Genomic DNA, 16,640 nt, shown 5'->3' with positions numbered 1-16,640 from the left:
GCGGCGCTAGCAAAGCAGAAAGCTTCGCAAGGTGATGGGGATTCGGGAGATGAAAAGGCGAAGGCAATTGCAGCAGCGAAGGCGAAAGCGGCAGCGGCTGCAAGGGCGAAGACGAAGGGTGCTGAAGGTAAGAAGGAAGAGGAAGCGAAGCAGGAAGAGCCATCTGTGAATCAACCGTATTTAAATCAGTATGTTGAAGTTATTAAAGGAAAAATAGGAGAGGATACATTAGTAGATTGCTACATTAATAAACTTTCCAAAGATGTGCCAACTCTTGTAGTGGAGCCCTCAAAATATTATGAAGTAATGGAGTTACTGCGATCCCATGAGGAACTTGCATTTGATTATATGTCAGAGTTACATGCGACGGATTTTGTGACACATATGGAAGTGTATGTTCATTTATTTTCATATGGAAAGAAACAGTCAGTAGCGGTGAAGGTGAAGCTGGATAGGGAAGCGCCGCAAGTAGAATCAGTGACAGCGCTTTGGAGAGGGGCGGACTGGCCAGAGCGAGAAGCGTATGATTTGCTCGGCATTGTATTTAAGGGACATCCGAATTTATCGCGTATTTTAATGCCCGATGATTGGATAGGTCATCCGCTTAGAAAAGATTATGAACCGTATGATGTGGAGGTGTAGCTAAATGATCCGTACGGAAGAAATGCTTTTGAATGTAGGTCCTCAGCATCCGAGTACACACGGTGTGTTCAGGCTTGTTATTAAAATTGACGGGGAAATTATTAAAGAAGCTACACCGGTTATTGGATATTTGCATCGCGGGACCGAAAAGATTGCAGAGAGCTTACAGTATACGCAAATTATCCCTTATACAGATCGGATGGACTATTTATCGGCTATGACGAATAATTACGTCATTTGCCACGCTGTAGAGACGATGATGGGGCTTGAAATCCCAGAGCGAGCTGAATACTTGCGAGTACTTGCAATGGAACTTGGAAGGATTGCGAGTCATCTCGTTTGGTGGGGGACAAATCTTCTCGATATAGGAGCGGTCAGCCCGTTTTTATACGCATTCCGTGAGCGGGAGATGATTATTAATTTATTAAACGAATTATGCGGTGCCCGGCTTACTTTTAACTATATGAGAGTCGGCGGTGTAAAGTGGGATGCGCCGGACGGTTGGATTGAAAAAGTGGAAGAATTTGTTCCGTATATGAGAGAGCAATTGGCGGGTTACCATGATCTCGTTAGTGGCAATGAGATTTTCTTAAATCGTGTAAAAGGCGTTGGTATATATAGCGAAGAAGATGCAATTTCATATTCTTTAAGCGGAGCAAATTTGCGGTGCACCGGAGTAAACTGGGATCTTCGCAAGGATGAACCGTACTCCATTTACGACCGTTTTGATTTCGATATTCCTGTTGGGAGCGTGGGGGATGCTTGGGATCGCTACGTTTGCCGCATGAAGGAAATTGAGGAGGCGTTAAAAATTGTCGAGCAAGCTGTCCAGCAATTCCCGAAAGAAGGAGCAGTACTTGCGAAAGTACCGAAGATTATTAAGGCTCCTAAAGGGGAAGCTTTCGTCCGTATAGAGTCGCCGCGAGGAGAAATTGGTTGCTATATTGCTAGTGACGGAAAGAAAGAGCCATACCGTTTGAAGTTTCGCAGGCCGTCTTTTTACAATTTGCAAATTTTACCGAAGTTATTGAAAGGTGAAAACATCGCCAATTTAATTACGATTTTAGGTGGAGTGGATATTGTACTTGGGGAGGTTGATGGCTAATGATTGAAACGCTCTTACAATCACCTTCTAGCTGGACGAATTTCTTCATTTTTTTCGGATTAGCGGTGCTCCTATTATTTGCAGTCCTTGGCTTCGTTACATATGGTATTTTGGCAGAACGGAAAGTGATGGGTTTTATGCAAGGGCGGATTGGACCAAATCAAGTAGGAGGCCGGTTTGGTCTGCTGCAAACGGTAGCCGATGTTTTAAAACTATTACTGAAAGAGGATAGTATTCCGAAGGCGGCAGATAAACCGTTGTTTATATTAGCACCTGTTATTGCATTCGCGCCAGCATTTATGGTTCTTGCAGTTATCCCATTTACTGATAAATTTCAGTTCGCGGATATTGGCGTAGGCTTACTGTATTACATTGCTGTTTCTGGCATTACGACGATTGGCGTCGTAACCGGAGGATGGGCATCGAATAATAAATATTCCCTTTTAGGGGGGATGCGTGCAGCGGCGCAAATGATTTCTTATGAAATTCCGCTCGTAATGAGTGTAATCGGAATCGTTTTGTTAGCTGGTAGCCTAAATTTAAATGAAATCGTAGCAGCGCAGGAGAATGTTTGGTACATTTTCGTGCAACCAATCGGTTTCGTCGTATTTTTAATCGCGGCGGTAGCAGAGTTAAATAGGACGCCGTTTGATTTACCAGAAGCTGAGTCGGAGCTTGTTTCTGGATATCATACGGAATACTCAGGGTTTCGCTGGGCGTTTTTCATGCTTTCAGAGTACGTATATTTCTTCGGGATGGCATCTTTAATTACTGTGCTCTTTTTAGGCGGATGGAATCCAGTTATGTTCCTTGGATTCATCCCAGGTGCCGTATGGTTTGCTTTAAAGTTTAGCAGTGTAGTTTTTCTATTAATTTGGTTCCGCGTTACGTTTCCGCGTATAAGAGGTGATCAGTTAATGGAGTTTGGCTGGAAAGTATTATTGCCAATTGCACTTGCAAATATTTTCTTAACGGCATTGATTAAGGAGTTATTCTTCTAATCTATGAGGGGGGTGCCAGTAAGAGATGAAAGGGCTATTTAAAGGACTAAAATATACATTAAGCAATTTGAGTAAAAAGAAGGTGACGTATGATTATCCGAATCAACCATTGCCATTGCCAGATCGTTTTCGAGGGATTCAAAAGTTTTATCCAGAAAAGTGTATTGTTTGTAACCAGTGCTCCAATATTTGTCCGACAGACTGTATTCAGTTAACGGGGAAAAAACATCCGGATCCTACGAAAAAAGGAAAAATTATCGACACGTACGATATTAATTTTGAAATTTGTATTCTTTGTGATTTATGTACAGAAGTTTGTCCGACAGAGGCGATTGTTATGACAAATAACTTTGAACTCGCGGAATATTCACGGGATGACTTATTCAAAAATTTGCAGTGGCTTGATGAAAACGACGAAAATGTCAGGAAGGAGAATAAAGCATGAATGGCGAGTTTATAGCATTCTTTATACTATCCTTGTCTGCAATTATCGGCGGCGTTCTTATGTTGAATTTAACGAAGGTCATGCATATGATGCTAGCTCTCGTTCTAACATTTCTTAGCATTGCAGGTTTGTACTTTCTTTTATCAGCTGAATTTATCGGGGTTGCACAAATTTTACTTTACTCGGGTGCGATCACAATTATTATGATTTTTGGCATTATGTTAACGAAACATAACGCAGAAAATGAATCACGTCTTACTCTTCGAAAATGGATTATCTTCTTTGCGGTTGTAGCATTTGGGGCAGTTATGTATTTCGCTGTTAACAGTATTGATTTTGCAAATGAAAGCACACAAGGAAGTTTACCTCTCCATGAAAAAAACACACTTCAAATCGGTACACTTCTCTATTCAAAATATATTATTCCATTTGAGCTAACTTCAGTTATTTTACTTGTAGCACTTGTTGGCGCAATTATTCTTGCGAAGAAGGATGAGAAAGAGGAGGATTCCAATGAGTAGCGTTCCTGTTTCTGCGTATTTAACGCTTGCGATTATTTTATTTTGCATCGGTTTATTTGGAGCTTTAACGAAGCGCAATACAGTGATTGTATTAGTTTGTATTGAATTAATGCTGAACGCAGCCAATTTAAACTTAGTAGCGTTTAGTAAATTAGGTTTGTTCCCAAATTTAACAGGGCAAATTTTCTCTCTGTTTACGATGGCCGTAGCAGCAGCGGAGGCGGCGGTAGGACTCGCCATTTTAATTGCTTTATATCGTAATCGTACGACAGTTCATGTAGATGAAATGGATACGCTTAAAGGATAACATTGTGACCGAAAAGGGGGAAGGAAACAATGATCGATTATGCATGGCTCATACCGCTTTTCCCGCTTGTTTCATTTTTGTTATTAATTATATTCGGGAAGAAAATTAGAGAAGGAAGCAGTGTACTTAGTATTTTCTTCGTCTTTCTCTCCTTTATATTTGCGGTACTGGTATTAATAGAACGGTTTTCGACAGTACCAGTGAAGCATAAGTGGATATGGCTTAGAGCTGGAGATATTGATATATCATTTGGCTTTGAAGTGACTGCATTAGGAGCTTTAATGCTGTTTATCGTTACGCTTGTGAGTTTACTTGTACACGTGTATTCGAAAGGTTATATGAAAGGTGAGGAAAGATTACCAACCTTTTATGCCTATTTAGGACTCTTTACATTTGCGATGCTCGGGCTTGTTATATCACCGAATTTATTACAGCTTTATATATTTTGGGAGTTAGTCGGCCTTGGTTCGTTCTTACTCATCGGTTTTTATTTCTTTAAAGAAGAAGCGAAGGCTGCCGCAAAAAAGGCTTTTATTATGACACGTATTGGAGATGTCGGTTTATTTATTGGGATGATCTTAATTTTCTGGCATGCAGGTAGTTTTGAATATGACGCAATTTTTAGAGCGATTCATACGGGTGATCTGACTCCGACAATGATTACAATAACGGCGATATTAATTTTTATCGGGGCGATGGGGAAATCAGGTCAGTTCCCGCTTCATACGTGGTTACCAGATGCAATGGAAGGGCCGACGCCTGTTTCGGCACTTATTCATGCGGCGACGATGGTCGCAGCTGGCGTATATTTAGTGGCAACGATGTTTCCACTATTTTCAGCAAGTGCGGTGGCGATGCAGACGGTAGCAATTGTTGGAGCCTTCACTGCAATCTTTGCAGCTTCCATCGGTCTTGTACAAACGGATATAAAGAGAGTACTTGCTTATTCTACAGTTAGCCAGCTCGGGTATATGATGCTTGCACTAGGATCTGCCGGTTATGTAGCTGGTGTGTTCCATTTAACGACACACGCTTTTTTTAAAGCATTACTATTTTTGGCAGCAGGAAGTGTCATTCATGCAGTGCATACGCAAAACATTAATAAAATGGGCGGTTTACAGAAGAAGATGAAAGTAACAGGTGCACTATTTTTAATCGGTACACTTGCGATTAGTGGTGTGCCACTCCTTTCCGGTTTCTTTAGTAAAGATGAAATTTTAGCGGCAGCTTGGATGAACGGCAATTACGTTTTATTCGTCTTAGCGATAATTGCAGCATTCCTAACAGCGTTCTACATGTTCCGCCTATACTTTCTTGTCTTTACGGGGGAAGCGAAGACGAAGGAAGATGTGCATGAATCGCCCCGCATCATGACGTATCCGATGATTGTCCTTGGCGTTCTTGCAGTCGTGGCAGGCTATATAAATACACCATGGTTTGGAACGTTTCTCGGAGATTGGCTTACGAAAGATGTAGCGTTTAAAGTGCGAGAGGCGCACGGACCAGTTTGGATTATGATTGTTGCGACGCTCGTTTCTTTGACTGGGATTGCTCTTGCATATGTCATATATGGCAAGAAATCTATTTCTAGAGATTGGGCTGGTGGCGAGGACTCGCCTCTTTATAAACTTTTGAAAGAAAAATATTATGTGGATGAACTATACAATATGACGGTGCTTCCTATTACGAAAGGAATCGCTCATGTGCTTCGCCTATTTGAAGTGTATGTAGTCGAAGGAATTGCCGTTTTAATAGGGAGTTTAGTGAAAGGGATAAGTGCAATTGGCTCTAGACTCCAAAACGGAAATGTACAAGTGTACGGGACTGTAACAGCTGTTTCACTTGCAGTACTCTTCATTATTTTGCTCTATACGGGAGGGGATTTACGATGAATGATTTGTTATTAACGTTCTTCATTTTTTCCCCGCTTTTAGGAATTCTCTTACTTACATTAACACCGAAAAAAGAATCGCGTACAGTGCGAGCGCTCGGTTTATTTGGAACAGCGCTTCCATTCGGAATCGCTATCGTCCTCGCTTGTACATATGCTTCTGGAAAGAGTTTGTCTCTATTTGATGAAAAAGTGAAATGGATTACATTTGGGGATTTTGCAGCGGTGGATAAAAGGTGGTTTTCCATTTATTACGAGCTTGGTATTGATGGTTTATCGCTCGTTATGATGGTACTGACGGCCCTTCTAGCGATGCTTGCAGCAATTGCAGCATTTACTATTAAAAGAAACTTGAAAGCATTTTATATGCTGTTACTCATGTTAGAAATAGGGATGCTCGGTGTCTTCGCTGCTCAAAATTTAATGTTGTTCTTTATCTTCTTTGAAATTACATTGCCGCCGATGTTTTTATTAATTGGGAAGTGGGGGAAATTGTCGAGTGAAAAGGCTGCTTATAGTTATTTAATATATAACGGTATTGGCTCCGCTATTTTGCTTATCGTTTTCTCGGTTTTATTTGCGAAAACAGGTACAACCAATATTACAGAGCTTAAAGAAATATTAACGAGTGTAGGTACTGGCGGAGGAATGGCTGTCTCAAGTAGCTTACAGTTCGGCATGTTTCTTAGCATAATGATCGCTTTTGCGATTAAACTACCCGTTTTCCCGTTACATCGCTGGATGGTCAATGTACATATTGAAGCACATCCGGCTGTAGTTATGCTTCATGCAGGTGTTTTACTGAAGATTGGAGCATACGGTATAATCCGCTTCGGACAGGGACTATTCCCGGAATACTTTCGCGAGTTTGCAACGATCATTGCGATTTTAGGAGTCATCAATTTATTGTACGGAGCCTTCTTAGCGCTCATTCAAACGGACTTCCGGAAGGTGCTTGCTTACTCTAGTATTTCACATATGGGTATTGTATTAATGGGCCTTGGGGCGTTAAATGCACCAGGTACACAAGGCGCTCTATTCCAAGTTGTTTCGCACGGTTTAATTGCAGCCTTACTCTTTTTCTTACTTGGTGTTATAGAACAGCGTTTTGGAACGTCGGATATTACAGCACTTGGCGGACTTGCAAAAAGTGTACCGGTACTTAGCGGATTCTTCTTAGCGGGAGGAATGGCATCGCTTGGATTGCCGGGGATGTCCGGATTTGTTAGCGAATTTCTGGCCTTTCTCGGTTTATTCCAAGGAGAGCCAGTCGTTGCAGCGGCCGGAGTACTTGGCATCATTTTAACCGCTGTATACGTATTAAGAGCAACACTTCAAGTAACATTTGGTAAGAAAGAGTGGGAAGCGAAAACTGATATACACGGTTGGGAGTATGTTCCTATATTGCTACTTATCTTCTGCATTATTGCAATTGGCGTAATGCCAGAAATACTAGGGGATCCGCTTCAAAATACATTGAAAACATTGGGGGTGAAGTAGGATGGATATGAATACGTTACTTAGCTTATCGTGGCATCTCATGGTGCCAGAATTCATTATTCTCGGGGCTGCCATCCTTCTTTCCATATGTGATTTGTTTTTTAAGCTGAACCATAGATACGCAGCGCTTGGTGCAATCGCGGCGGTCGTATTAGCAATCGTGTCACTAATTATGCTATATAGCGAACCAGCAGGAGATATTTTAAATGGATCGTTTGTGTTAGATGGATTTTCAAAAGGATTTAAAACGTTGTTGTTAGGCGGAGCGGCCCTCATTTTATGCATCGCAATGAGTGATGATAAGAAAAATCCAATTGAAGATAAGGGAGAATATTATTACTTATTTTTAATGGCGCTTCTTGGGGCGATGTTTATGGCTTCTAGCGTTGATTTCATTACACTTTTCGTCGGTTTAGAATTGCTTTCACTTTCTTCCTACATTTTAGTAGGAATACGAAAAAAGAACCGTGCATCAAATGAGGCAGCAATGAAATATGTCATTAATGGAGGAATTGGAACGGCAATTACGCTCTTTGGAATGAGTTATTTATACGGCATTACAGGATCAACTAATATCGTGGATATGCAAAAGGTATTTGCTGGGGAACTGGCTGGTGGCATTCAGTTATTGCTAGCTCTTGCATTTCTATTATTACTCGTTGGGCTCTCATTCAAAATTGCGACAGTGCCGTTTCATATGTGGGCGCCTGATGTATATGAGGGGGCGGCTACACCTGTTACTGCTTTTCTTGGAACGATTTCTAAAATTGCGGGGTTCTTACTCATTATTCGTTTGTTCCTCATGGTTTTTGCAAGTGTATCGGTGCAAGGAGACACGCAATCTCTATACGGACGTATGAGCATATACATCGCTGTGCTAGCTAGTATTACGATGATTATTGGAAATGTAGTCGCATTAAAGCAATATAACGTAAAACGCCTATTTGCTTATTCAGGAATCGCGCATGCAGGATATTTACTCGTACCGCTTGTAGCATTATCACCATTTACGATGGATAGCATGTGGTTTTACATGCTTGCGTATATGCTTATGAATATAGGCGCATTTGCAATTATCCACGGCTTAATCTTACAAAGCGATAAAGAAAACATCACCATTTTCACCGGATTATATAAAAGGTCGCCATTTACAGCAATCGTGATGACGATTTTTATTTTATCGTTAGCGGGGATACCAGGAACAGCTGGTTTCATTGGGAAAATTAACATCTTTTTAGGGGCACTTCATGTAGAGCCAGCTCATTACGTATTAGCTTCTATTATGATGGGGACGACAGTCATTTCATTCGTATATTATTTCCGTATTTTACAGCAAATGTTTTTCCGTACGGGAGAAGTAGAAGAGAAAATTCGTTTGCCACTCAATATAAAGGTTGTGATGAGCCTTTGCGCAATTTCAATTGTAATACTAGGGATTATGCCGATGGTTGGGTACAATTTCTTTTATGAATATTTTCCATTAATGAAAGATTTCTTCTTCTTAGGGAACGTGGTACAATAGTGAAAATAAAAGGTGTGGAGTCGTTACTCTGCGCTTTTTATTTTGTGTGAACTACGATTGAAAATACATATAAGTATACGCTTTTAAAAAGAAAATTACGATGTAAAATGTAAGATGCTTATTTGTGTTTGAAAAAGTGTGGCTCCTACTTATTATGGTATCGTTTTTATATGATTTCGTAAGTAGTAGCTAGGTAAAAAGGAGTCGGTTTTTTGGCACATCTTTTAGGGCAACAAGCACTGATTGCTATCGTTTCGCATTTATTGTTTATTACCATTACGTGGTGGGCCTTACAAGGTATTCACATTGAGCGTTTAATGAAGCCTGGAAAGGTGATGCAGACGAGAGTATTACTTATCTTAATTACAATTGCAATTGGGACATCTGTAAGTAACTTTTTCCTTGATTATTTAGGCTATTCAAAGAGTTTAACGTATTTAGTAAAGTAAGTGTATAGAACCTCATATCTCCGTTAACAATGGGGATAGGAGGGGATGAAATTGAAGCTTAAAGCCATTCTTGTTGTTGCATTAAGTGTTGTTTTATTTTTGGTTGGGTATAGAGAGATGAAACCAATGAGCGATGAACAGAAGATGGAGAGTATGATCGCAGCTGTAGAGAAAAATGATGCTAAAGTAGAGAAATGGTCATGGCTAGCGCGAGAAACAAAAACGATTTCTAATATACATACGTTTCAAAAGTTGTTAAACGATGTGAAGGACAAGGCAAATATTCAAAAGTGGGAATTAGAGCAATCTCCAGATGGATATAAAGCTACATCCTATAAAAAGTTTTCTTCTTATGAAGAACGAGTAGTAGTAACTTGGAGTAAGGAAAATACTAAAGAAAACACTTTCATTATTTTTGAAGTGAGCGGGGCAAAATGGGACCCGAAGTACATTCAGAAAACGAATAAAATTTTTAGTAAAAAACCTATAATTTACACTTGTGTTCAAGGTGCACTGAATGATAAGATTGAAGGTGTTTTGCAAAATAAAACCAATCAGGTTTTGAAAGATCTTTCAGCAAGAGCGATCGAACAGATAGAAGAAAGAGCATTTGTGTCAGTCTCCGCATACAATAAAAAGTGGGATGACGCTCTTTCAACAAATAGAGAGAAAATAAATGTGCAAATAGCAATACGTTCTACAGACAACAAAGATACAATTGTGGTTGGCACACCGATCATAACTTCTGAGTATTGAGTGAATAGATACTGAAAAAAGGACACGGAGGGGAATAATTTGGAAAAGATCATCGTCCGTGGCGGAAAGCGGTTAAACGGCACAGTGCGTGTTGAGGGCGCAAAAAATGCTGTATTACCTATAATCGCTGCAGCCCTATTAGCGAGTGATGGAAAGAATGTACTATCTGAAGTACCAGTTTTGTCTGATGTATACACAATTAATGAGGTATTACGTCATTTAAATGCTGAAGTCGTATTTGAAAATAACCAAGTAACAATCGATGCTTCTAAAGAGCTAAACATTGAAGCACCATTTGAATATGTACGTAAAATGCGTGCATCTGTTCAAGTAATGGGACCTTTATTAGCACGTAACGGTCGTGCTCGTATTGCACTTCCTGGTGGATGTGCAATTGGTTCACGTCCAATTGACCAACATTTAAAAGGCTTCGAAGCAATGGGAGCAAAAGTACAGGTTGGTAATGGTTTTGTTGAGGCATACGTTGAGGGAGAACTAAAAGGAGCTAAAATTTATTTAGACTTCCCAAGCGTGGGCGCGACAGAAAACATTATGTCTGCAGCTACATTAGCAAAAGGGACAACAATCCTTGAAAACGCAGCGAAAGAACCAGAAATCGTTGACTTAGCTAACTTCTTAAATGCGATGGGAGCGAAAGTACGCGGAGCTGGAACTGGAACGATTCGTATCGAAGGCGTTGATAAATTATATGGTGCAAACCACTCTATTATTCCTGACCGTATTGAAGCGGGAACATTCATGGTTGCAGCGGCAATTACTGGTGGAGACATCTTAATTGAAAATGCTGTGCCTGAACATTTACGCTCAATTACAGCGAAGATGGAAGAAATGGGTGTTAAAATTATTGAGGAAAATGAAGGTGTACGTGTTATCGGCCCAGATAAGTTAAAAGCGGTTGATATTAAAACTATGCCTCACCCAGGTTTCCCAACAGACATGCAATCACAAATGATGGCATTATTACTACAAGCTGATGGAACAAGTATGATTACAGAAACGGTATTCGAAAACCGCTTTATGCACGTTGAAGAATTCCGTCGTATGAATGCTGATATTAAAATCGAAGGTCGTTCTGTTATTATGAACGGTCCAAACAGCTTACAAGGTGCTGAAGTAGCAGCAACTGATTTACGTGCTGCAGCTGCATTAATCTTAGCTGGTTTAGTGTCAGAAGGTTACACTCGTGTAACTGAGTTAAAACATCTTGACCGTGGCTATGTAAACTTCCATAAGAAATTAGCTGCATTAGGTGCAACTATTGAACGTGTAAATGAAAAAGTAGAAGAAGTGAAAGAACAAGAAGTTTCTGATCTTCACGCTTAATTGAAATAGTCTCTATGTCTTTTGACATAGGGGCTATTTTTTTGGGCTTATTACTGTTATAGTCAAGAAATTCTATACTTATGCACGTACCAGTAAAAATATTTAGAAAATTTTTGTTTTAAATTGGCCCCCTTAAGTATGTTCTAAAAGAAAGAGTTGTTCCATAAGAATGAATGGAGTAAAGCTTTTTTTATATTGGGGGAAATAAGATGAAATTTTCAAAGCCACTTTTTATTACAGTAGCGCTTCTCATAGCGCTCGTTATCATTGTACCTGCTGCTCTTGTGATTCCGTTTGCGAAAGCAAAAGTAGAGGAAAAAGCAGCTTCTAAAACTCCTCCAGCGATAGAAAGTATACCAGCTCCAGGGAAAGTGGATACAGCGGTTCAAGTTGCTGTATATCGTGAGAAACAAAAGAAGGTAGAATCATTGCCTATGGAGGAGTATGTGACCGGTGTAGTAGCTTCTGAGATGAATGCCAGTTTTGAAATAGAGGCGCTAAAGGCGCAGGCATTAGCAGCGAGAACATTTGTAGTCCAGCGTATGCTAAGCGGAGGTAAGAAAAACAATGCGGACGTGACAGATACGGTGAAAGATCAAGTGTACAAAAGCAAAGAAGAATTGAAAAAACAATGGGGCAATAACTATGAAAATAATTTGAAGAAAATCGAAGAAGCTGTTTCGAAAACCGCAGGACAAGTTTTAACGTATGACGGAAAGCCAATCTCAGCATCATTCTTCTCAACGAGTAATGGCCGGACAGAAAATGCGGCTGATTATTGGGGAAATGATTATCCGTACTTAAAGAGCGTAGATAGCCCGTGGGATCAAGCCTCTCCGAAATTTACGAGCGAGCAAACCTTTACCGTAGCTGACTTTCAAAAACGTCTCGGTGTGAAAGTGCTAGCAGACGGAAAAGTTGGAAATATTAAAGATCTTACGGAAGGAAAGCGCGTAAAGGATGTAGCATTTCAAGGAAAAACATTAACAGGAAAGGAAGTTCGTGAAAAGTTAGACTTACGTTCTTCCGACTTCACGTGGAAACAACAAGGGGATAAAATCATCGTTACGACGAAAGGCTTCGGCCACGGCGTTGGTATGAGCCAATACGGAGCGAACGGCATGGCAGCAGAAGGCAAGAAATATACAGATATCGTCGCTCATTACTATAAAGGCGTTGAAATAAAGACGATGAACGACTATGAAGGTAAGTTGATGGTGAAGAAGTAGGTGTCAGGGTCTCCTGGCACCTGTTTTTTTGTTTAAAATATCATAATTTTCCATTAATTGTTTGGTATAATAGGATAAAAAGTATTTGGGGGAGACAAAATGGCGTTACTGGAGTTGAAACAGTTAGGGAAGACGAACCAGTTACCGGCAGTTGAACTGAAGGTTGAGAAGGGGCAATGTGTTGTTTTGCAATGTAATAACCATACAGCTAAAGTATTGCACCGCATTATTATTGGTCAGGAAGAAGCCTCAACTGGCAATGTGCTATTTGAAGGTGAAGCGATTGGAAAGAGAAATTATTCTCGCATCGGCTTTTGTTTTTTGAAAGATGAAGCATATGATCGTTTGAAGGTGAAGGAATACTTTAATTTTTTAATAGGGCTGTATGAATCGAATATGAGTATAGAAGAAGTTGTACAATATGTCGGCCTCTTAGATAAATTAAACGTTAAAATAGAAAAACTATCATTTTCAGAGAAACGTCGTCTTCATATTGGGCGAGTGATGATTCATAATCCGGATTTAGTCATTTTGGAAGAGCCGGAGCAAAATGTAGATACAGAGAGTACGATTATGATTCGAAAAGCAATTATGAAAATGAAAGAGCAAGGAAAGGCGATTTTTATTACATCATCTTTCCTATCTGATGCCCTTTCGTTAACAGAAGATGTATACATATTAAACAATGATGGTGTGAAAAAAGTAGAAATCGAACAAGAGGAAGCAGAAGAGATCGATGAAGAAAAAGTCGTTCAAATGATTCCGCAAATGAAGTTAGAAAGAATACCAGCGAAAGTAAACGATAAAATCATTTTATTAGACCCAATGGAAATCCATTTCATTGAAACGCAAAACGGGTTAACACATATTCACGTTCGTGAAGGGGATTTCGTATGCGCATTAACATTAAGTGAACTAGAAGCGAGATTAACAGGTTTTGGTTTCTTTAGATGTCATCGCTCTTACCTTGTGAATTTACAAAGAGTACGAGAAGTAATTACTTGGACTCGTAACAGTTTCAGCTTAATTTTAGACGACGAAAGAAAAAGTTCAATTCCGCTTTCGAAAGGACGAATGGATGAGTTGAAAGGTGTAATTGGGCTATAAAATTCGCTCCAATAAGCTCAAAATACGATCCATTCATCGGTAAAAATACTCCTTTTACCGGTATTTTACTGCGTAAACCCTTTGATTTTCATATGATTGAGTCAAGAAAAGCGAAACAAACAAACGAACGAAAAGCGCTAAAGCGACTTTCATCTATAAAAGAAAAAAACAAAGGGGCTGACGAGATGACATTGGCAATTGAAATGAAAGATGTAATGAAAAGTTTCAATGAAAAAACGGCACTTCGAAATGTAAATATTGAGGTGAAGCAAGGAGAAATTTTTGGATTCCTCGGACCGAGTGGATCTGGAAAAACGACAACAGTAAAAATATTAACTTCTCAATTACTTCATAGCGTTGGAACGGTAAGAGTATTAGGGAAAGATATTACAGGGCCAAGCAGCATCGATTATAAACGAATTGGTATTTTAACAGACAACAGCGGTTTATATGAGAGACTTAGCATTTATGATAACTTATTATTATTTTGTGACTTATATGGTTGCAAAAAAGAACGAATCGATGAAGTGCTAGCGCAAGTGAATCTATTAGATGATAAAAAAACATTAGTAAAGAAACTATCAAAAGGAATGAAGCAGCGCGTCACACTAGCAAGAGCAATCCTTCATAAACCAGATATCCTCTTCTTAGACGAACCAACATCTGCACTCGATCCAGTTAACGTACAAAACATTCATAAAATCTTAAAAGATTTAAATAAAGAAGGAACGACAATTTTCTTAACGACGCACAATATGGAAGAAGCAGAGACGCTCTGTAATCGCATCGCCTTTCTATGCGGTGGAGAAATTGTAGCACTTGATACACCAGAAAACCTACGCTTACAATATGCAAAAGACCAAATCCAAGTCGTATTAAAAGATAAGCAAAAAGAAGTGGTGCAAAAAGATGAATTAGGTGCAAAACGCATTTCAGAATGGATGAAAAAGGGCGAATTACTATCCATTCATTCACACGAACCAACGCTAGGCGATATCTTTATTGAAGTTACTGGGAGGGGATTATAATGACATTTTCAATGAGACGATTTTCAGCTATTTTTCGAAAAGAGGTACAGGATATTAAAGCAAATGCATCTGTACTCGTAATGGCGGCACTGCCACTCGTATTTTCTTTTGTTTATCAACAGATGGATGGACCGAAAGAGCAAATCGCTAATATGGTAACTTTAATGGCTTTAACAATGGTAGGAAGCTTTGTTCAAGCAGCTTTAATTGCGGAGGAAAAAGAAAAACAAACGCTACGTGTAATGATGTTATCTCCAGCATCAACATTAGAAGTATTGCTAGGAAAAAGCGCATTAACAGCTCTTATTACATTCGTAATTTGTATTAGTAACTTTGCTATTTTAGGTGTAATAAAGGGGAATATGGTTTTAATTGCTCTATTTTTACTTGTTGGTATATTCTTCTTCCTTATGTTAGGTACGGGGATTGGATTAATAGCTAAAACAACGGCGTCAACATCAGTAGTAGGTATGCCGATTCTATTTGTTTTTCTTCTAGCTCCAATGTTAGGTGGATTTATTAAAAGTGAGTTTGTAAAAAAGGCAATCGATTTCCTTCCAACGAAGCATCTTGCGGACGCAATGCCGAAATTGCTGGCTGGAAAAGGATTTTCAACTGTTAGTGGTGATTTAATAAATATTATAATTTGGTGTGTCCTTTCCATTATTCTTTGTATGGTGGTTTACAAAAAGAAACAAATGGACTAAAAACTGAGCCAAAACGCTCAGTTTTTTCTTTTTTCAATCATTTCCTCGGAAATTTTACAATTTCTATACATATTTTTACAGATTTTGTCGAAAAGTAATTAGTTATAGGTTGTATAGGATGCGTGAATATTGTTCAAAATGATTGCTGAGGTGATGATGGAATGCGAGGAAGAAATAATAAAAAGTCGCAAAAGGTAGTACATTTATTTCAAAAAAGATGGGTATTTCCGGCACTATACATTGCTTGTGCAGCGGTAATTTTAATGGTTGCGCTATGGTTCCAAGGAGCTAATACGAAGAAGACTCCGAACCAAGATCAAGCAACGCCGTATACACAAACGGAAGATCCAGCAGTACCAGTAACGAAGTCTTCAGAAGTAGTGAAAATGCCAGCTCCTGCTAATGCGGAAGTAGTTGTACAGAAGAAGTTCTATGAAGATGCAGCAACTGAGGCGGAACAAGAAAAAGCACTTGTCTTTTATAACAACACATATTCCCCAAACAAAGGAATTGACATTGCTGCGAAGAATGGAAAAGAATTCAATGTTACAGCTGCTTTAAGTGGTACAGTAACGAAAGCTGAAAAAGATTCACTTCTTGGTTATGTTGTAACAGTTGATAGCGGAAATGGTGTAGCAGCTTCTTATCAAAGCTTAGGCAGTGTAAAAGTAGAAAAAGGTGCACGAGTTGTACAAGGTGAAGTATTAGGAAAATCTGGTCTAAGTGCAATGAATAAAGAAGCAGGTTCTCACGTTCACTTTGAAGTACGTAAAGACAATGTGGCTGTGAACCCTGAGCGCTACTTAAATAAGTCAGTAGCAGAAATTAAAGCTGATGCAGGTGCTGCAAAGGCAACGAACGCTTCTGGTAAAAAAGCTGATGACAAATCTCAAAAAGAAGAAAAGTCAACGAGCACGAAACCAGAAAGTAAAACAGAAGACAAGTCTCAAAAAGAAGAGAAATCAACTAGCGGTTCAACTAGTGACAAAAAAGAAGAACCGAAGAAAGAAGAAAAATCAACAAATGGTTCTACAGAATCATCTAACGATTCTTCTTCGCAAGAATAAGAAAGTGAAAAAATCAGTT

At 39.3% G+C, this 16,640-nt stretch carries 17 protein-coding genes; all 17 read left to right on the top strand.

What is annotated here, in order from left to right:
* Positions 1-642: NADH-quinone oxidoreductase subunit C (locus tag MR079_RS23735; RefSeq protein WP_242294758.1), on the top strand; the 642-nt coding region annotated here is incomplete at its 5' end.
* Between the two features lie 4 nt (positions 643-646).
* Positions 647-1,747, top strand: coding sequence for an NADH-quinone oxidoreductase subunit NuoD (gene nuoD, locus MR079_RS23730; RefSeq protein ID WP_242294757.1), 1,101 nt, complete (start codon positions 647-649; stop codon positions 1,745-1,747).
* Positions 1,747-2,748, top strand: a complete 1,002-nt coding sequence (nuoH, locus tag MR079_RS23725) for an NADH-quinone oxidoreductase subunit NuoH (RefSeq protein ID WP_000573430.1) — start codon at positions 1,747-1,749, stop codon at positions 2,746-2,748. The genes nuoD and nuoH overlap by 1 nt, the downstream gene beginning before the upstream one ends.
* Before the next feature lie 25 nt (positions 2,749-2,773).
* Positions 2,774-3,193 (top strand): NADH-quinone oxidoreductase subunit NuoI, encoded by a 420-nt coding sequence (nuoI, locus tag MR079_RS23720; RefSeq protein WP_000677191.1) that lies wholly within the window; start codon positions 2,774-2,776, stop codon positions 3,191-3,193.
* A complete protein-coding gene (locus MR079_RS23715; protein WP_139868480.1) occupies positions 3,190-3,714 on the top strand; it encodes an NADH-quinone oxidoreductase subunit J in 525 nt (174 codons plus the stop codon). Before nuoI ends, MR079_RS23715 begins: the two co-directional genes overlap by 4 nt.
* Positions 3,707-4,021: an NADH-quinone oxidoreductase subunit NuoK gene (nuoK, locus tag MR079_RS23710; protein ID WP_222661282.1), complete on the top strand. Its 315-nt coding sequence runs from the start codon at positions 3,707-3,709 to the stop codon at positions 4,019-4,021. The genes MR079_RS23715 and nuoK overlap by 8 nt, the downstream gene beginning before the upstream one ends.
* Before the next feature lie 29 nt (positions 4,022-4,050).
* Entirely contained in the window at positions 4,051-5,913 is a 1,863-nt protein-coding gene (gene nuoL / locus MR079_RS23705) for an NADH-quinone oxidoreductase subunit L (RefSeq protein WP_242294756.1), read from the top strand.
* Positions 5,910-7,412, top strand: a complete 1,503-nt coding sequence (locus tag MR079_RS23700) for an NADH-quinone oxidoreductase subunit M (RefSeq protein WP_242294754.1) — start codon at positions 5,910-5,912, stop codon at positions 7,410-7,412. The genes nuoL and MR079_RS23700 overlap by 4 nt, the downstream gene beginning before the upstream one ends.
* 7 nt (positions 7,413-7,419) lie before the next feature.
* Positions 7,420-8,934: an NADH-quinone oxidoreductase subunit NuoN gene (gene nuoN / locus MR079_RS23695; protein WP_396022968.1), complete on the top strand. Its 1,515-nt coding sequence runs from the start codon at positions 7,420-7,422 to the stop codon at positions 8,932-8,934.
* A 212-nt stretch (positions 8,935-9,146) separates the two neighbouring features.
* A complete protein-coding gene (locus MR079_RS23690; RefSeq protein WP_000940742.1) occupies positions 9,147-9,383 on the top strand; it encodes a DUF1146 family protein in 237 nt (78 codons plus the stop codon).
* 51 nt (positions 9,384-9,434) lie between these two features.
* Positions 9,435-10,139: a YwmB family TATA-box binding protein gene (locus MR079_RS23685; protein ID WP_396022967.1), complete on the top strand. Its 705-nt coding sequence runs from the start codon at positions 9,435-9,437 to the stop codon at positions 10,137-10,139.
* 39 nt (positions 10,140-10,178) lie between these two features.
* Positions 10,179-11,483, top strand: a complete 1,305-nt coding sequence (murA, locus tag MR079_RS23680; RefSeq protein ID WP_000411263.1) for a UDP-N-acetylglucosamine 1-carboxyvinyltransferase — start codon at positions 10,179-10,181, stop codon at positions 11,481-11,483.
* Positions 11,484-11,692: 209 nt separating this feature from the next.
* A complete protein-coding gene (spoIID, locus tag MR079_RS23675; protein ID WP_000672636.1) occupies positions 11,693-12,712 on the top strand; it encodes a stage II sporulation protein D in 1,020 nt (339 codons plus the stop codon).
* A gap of 99 nt (positions 12,713-12,811) precedes the next feature.
* A complete protein-coding gene (locus tag MR079_RS23670; RefSeq protein ID WP_139868468.1) occupies positions 12,812-13,819 on the top strand; it encodes a LytTR family transcriptional regulator DNA-binding domain-containing protein in 1,008 nt (335 codons plus the stop codon).
* Positions 13,820-14,004: 185 nt separating this feature from the next.
* The gene (locus MR079_RS23665) at positions 14,005-14,847 is read left to right on the top strand and encodes an ABC transporter ATP-binding protein (protein WP_242294750.1); all 843 of its coding nucleotides are present in this window, start codon (positions 14,005-14,007) and stop codon (positions 14,845-14,847) included.
* Positions 14,847-15,554: an ABC transporter permease gene (locus tag MR079_RS23660; RefSeq protein WP_139868466.1), complete on the top strand. Its 708-nt coding sequence runs from the start codon at positions 14,847-14,849 to the stop codon at positions 15,552-15,554. Before MR079_RS23665 ends, MR079_RS23660 begins: the two co-directional genes overlap by 1 nt.
* 161 nt (positions 15,555-15,715) lie before the next feature.
* On the top strand, positions 15,716-16,621 hold the full coding sequence (locus MR079_RS23655) for a stage II sporulation protein SpoIIQ (protein WP_098214902.1): 906 nt from the start codon (positions 15,716-15,718) through the stop codon (positions 16,619-16,621).
* Positions 16,622-16,640 lie beyond the last annotated feature (19 nt).

This window comes from Bacillus cereus group sp. BfR-BA-01381 (genome assembly GCF_022663555.1).
Taxonomy (GTDB): Bacteria; Bacillota; Bacilli; order Bacillales; family Bacillaceae_G; genus Bacillus_A; species Bacillus_A pacificus.
This window is presented reverse-complemented; position numbering and strand designations above follow the sequence as displayed.

Bases quoted from the DNA above. Each gene is read 5' to 3' on its own strand.
- nuoD (WP_242294757.1), top strand. From the start codon at position 647: ATGATCCGTACGGAAGAAATGCTTTTGAATGTAGGTCCTCAGCATCCG.
- nuoH (WP_000573430.1), top strand. From the start codon at position 1,747: ATGATTGAAACGCTCTTACAATCACCTTCTAGCTGGACGAATTTCTTC.
- nuoI (WP_000677191.1), top strand. From the start codon at position 2,774: ATGAAAGGGCTATTTAAAGGACTAAAATATACATTAAGCAATTTGAGT.
- MR079_RS23715 (WP_139868480.1), top strand. From the start codon at position 3,190: ATGAATGGCGAGTTTATAGCATTCTTTATACTATCCTTGTCTGCAATT.
- nuoK (WP_222661282.1), top strand. From the start codon at position 3,707: ATGAGTAGCGTTCCTGTTTCTGCGTATTTAACGCTTGCGATTATTTTA.
- nuoL (WP_242294756.1), top strand. From the start codon at position 4,051: ATGATCGATTATGCATGGCTCATACCGCTTTTCCCGCTTGTTTCATTT.
- MR079_RS23700 (WP_242294754.1), top strand. From the start codon at position 5,910: ATGAATGATTTGTTATTAACGTTCTTCATTTTTTCCCCGCTTTTAGGA.
- nuoN (WP_396022968.1), top strand. From the start codon at position 7,420: ATGAATACGTTACTTAGCTTATCGTGGCATCTCATGGTGCCAGAATTC.
- spoIID (WP_000672636.1), top strand. From the start codon at position 11,693: ATGAAATTTTCAAAGCCACTTTTTATTACAGTAGCGCTTCTCATAGCG.
- MR079_RS23670 (WP_139868468.1), top strand. From the start codon at position 12,812: ATGGCGTTACTGGAGTTGAAACAGTTAGGGAAGACGAACCAGTTACCG.
- MR079_RS23665 (WP_242294750.1), top strand. From the start codon at position 14,005: ATGACATTGGCAATTGAAATGAAAGATGTAATGAAAAGTTTCAATGAA.
- MR079_RS23660 (WP_139868466.1), top strand. From the start codon at position 14,847: ATGACATTTTCAATGAGACGATTTTCAGCTATTTTTCGAAAAGAGGTA.
- MR079_RS23655 (WP_098214902.1), top strand. From the start codon at position 15,716: ATGCGAGGAAGAAATAATAAAAAGTCGCAAAAGGTAGTACATTTATTT.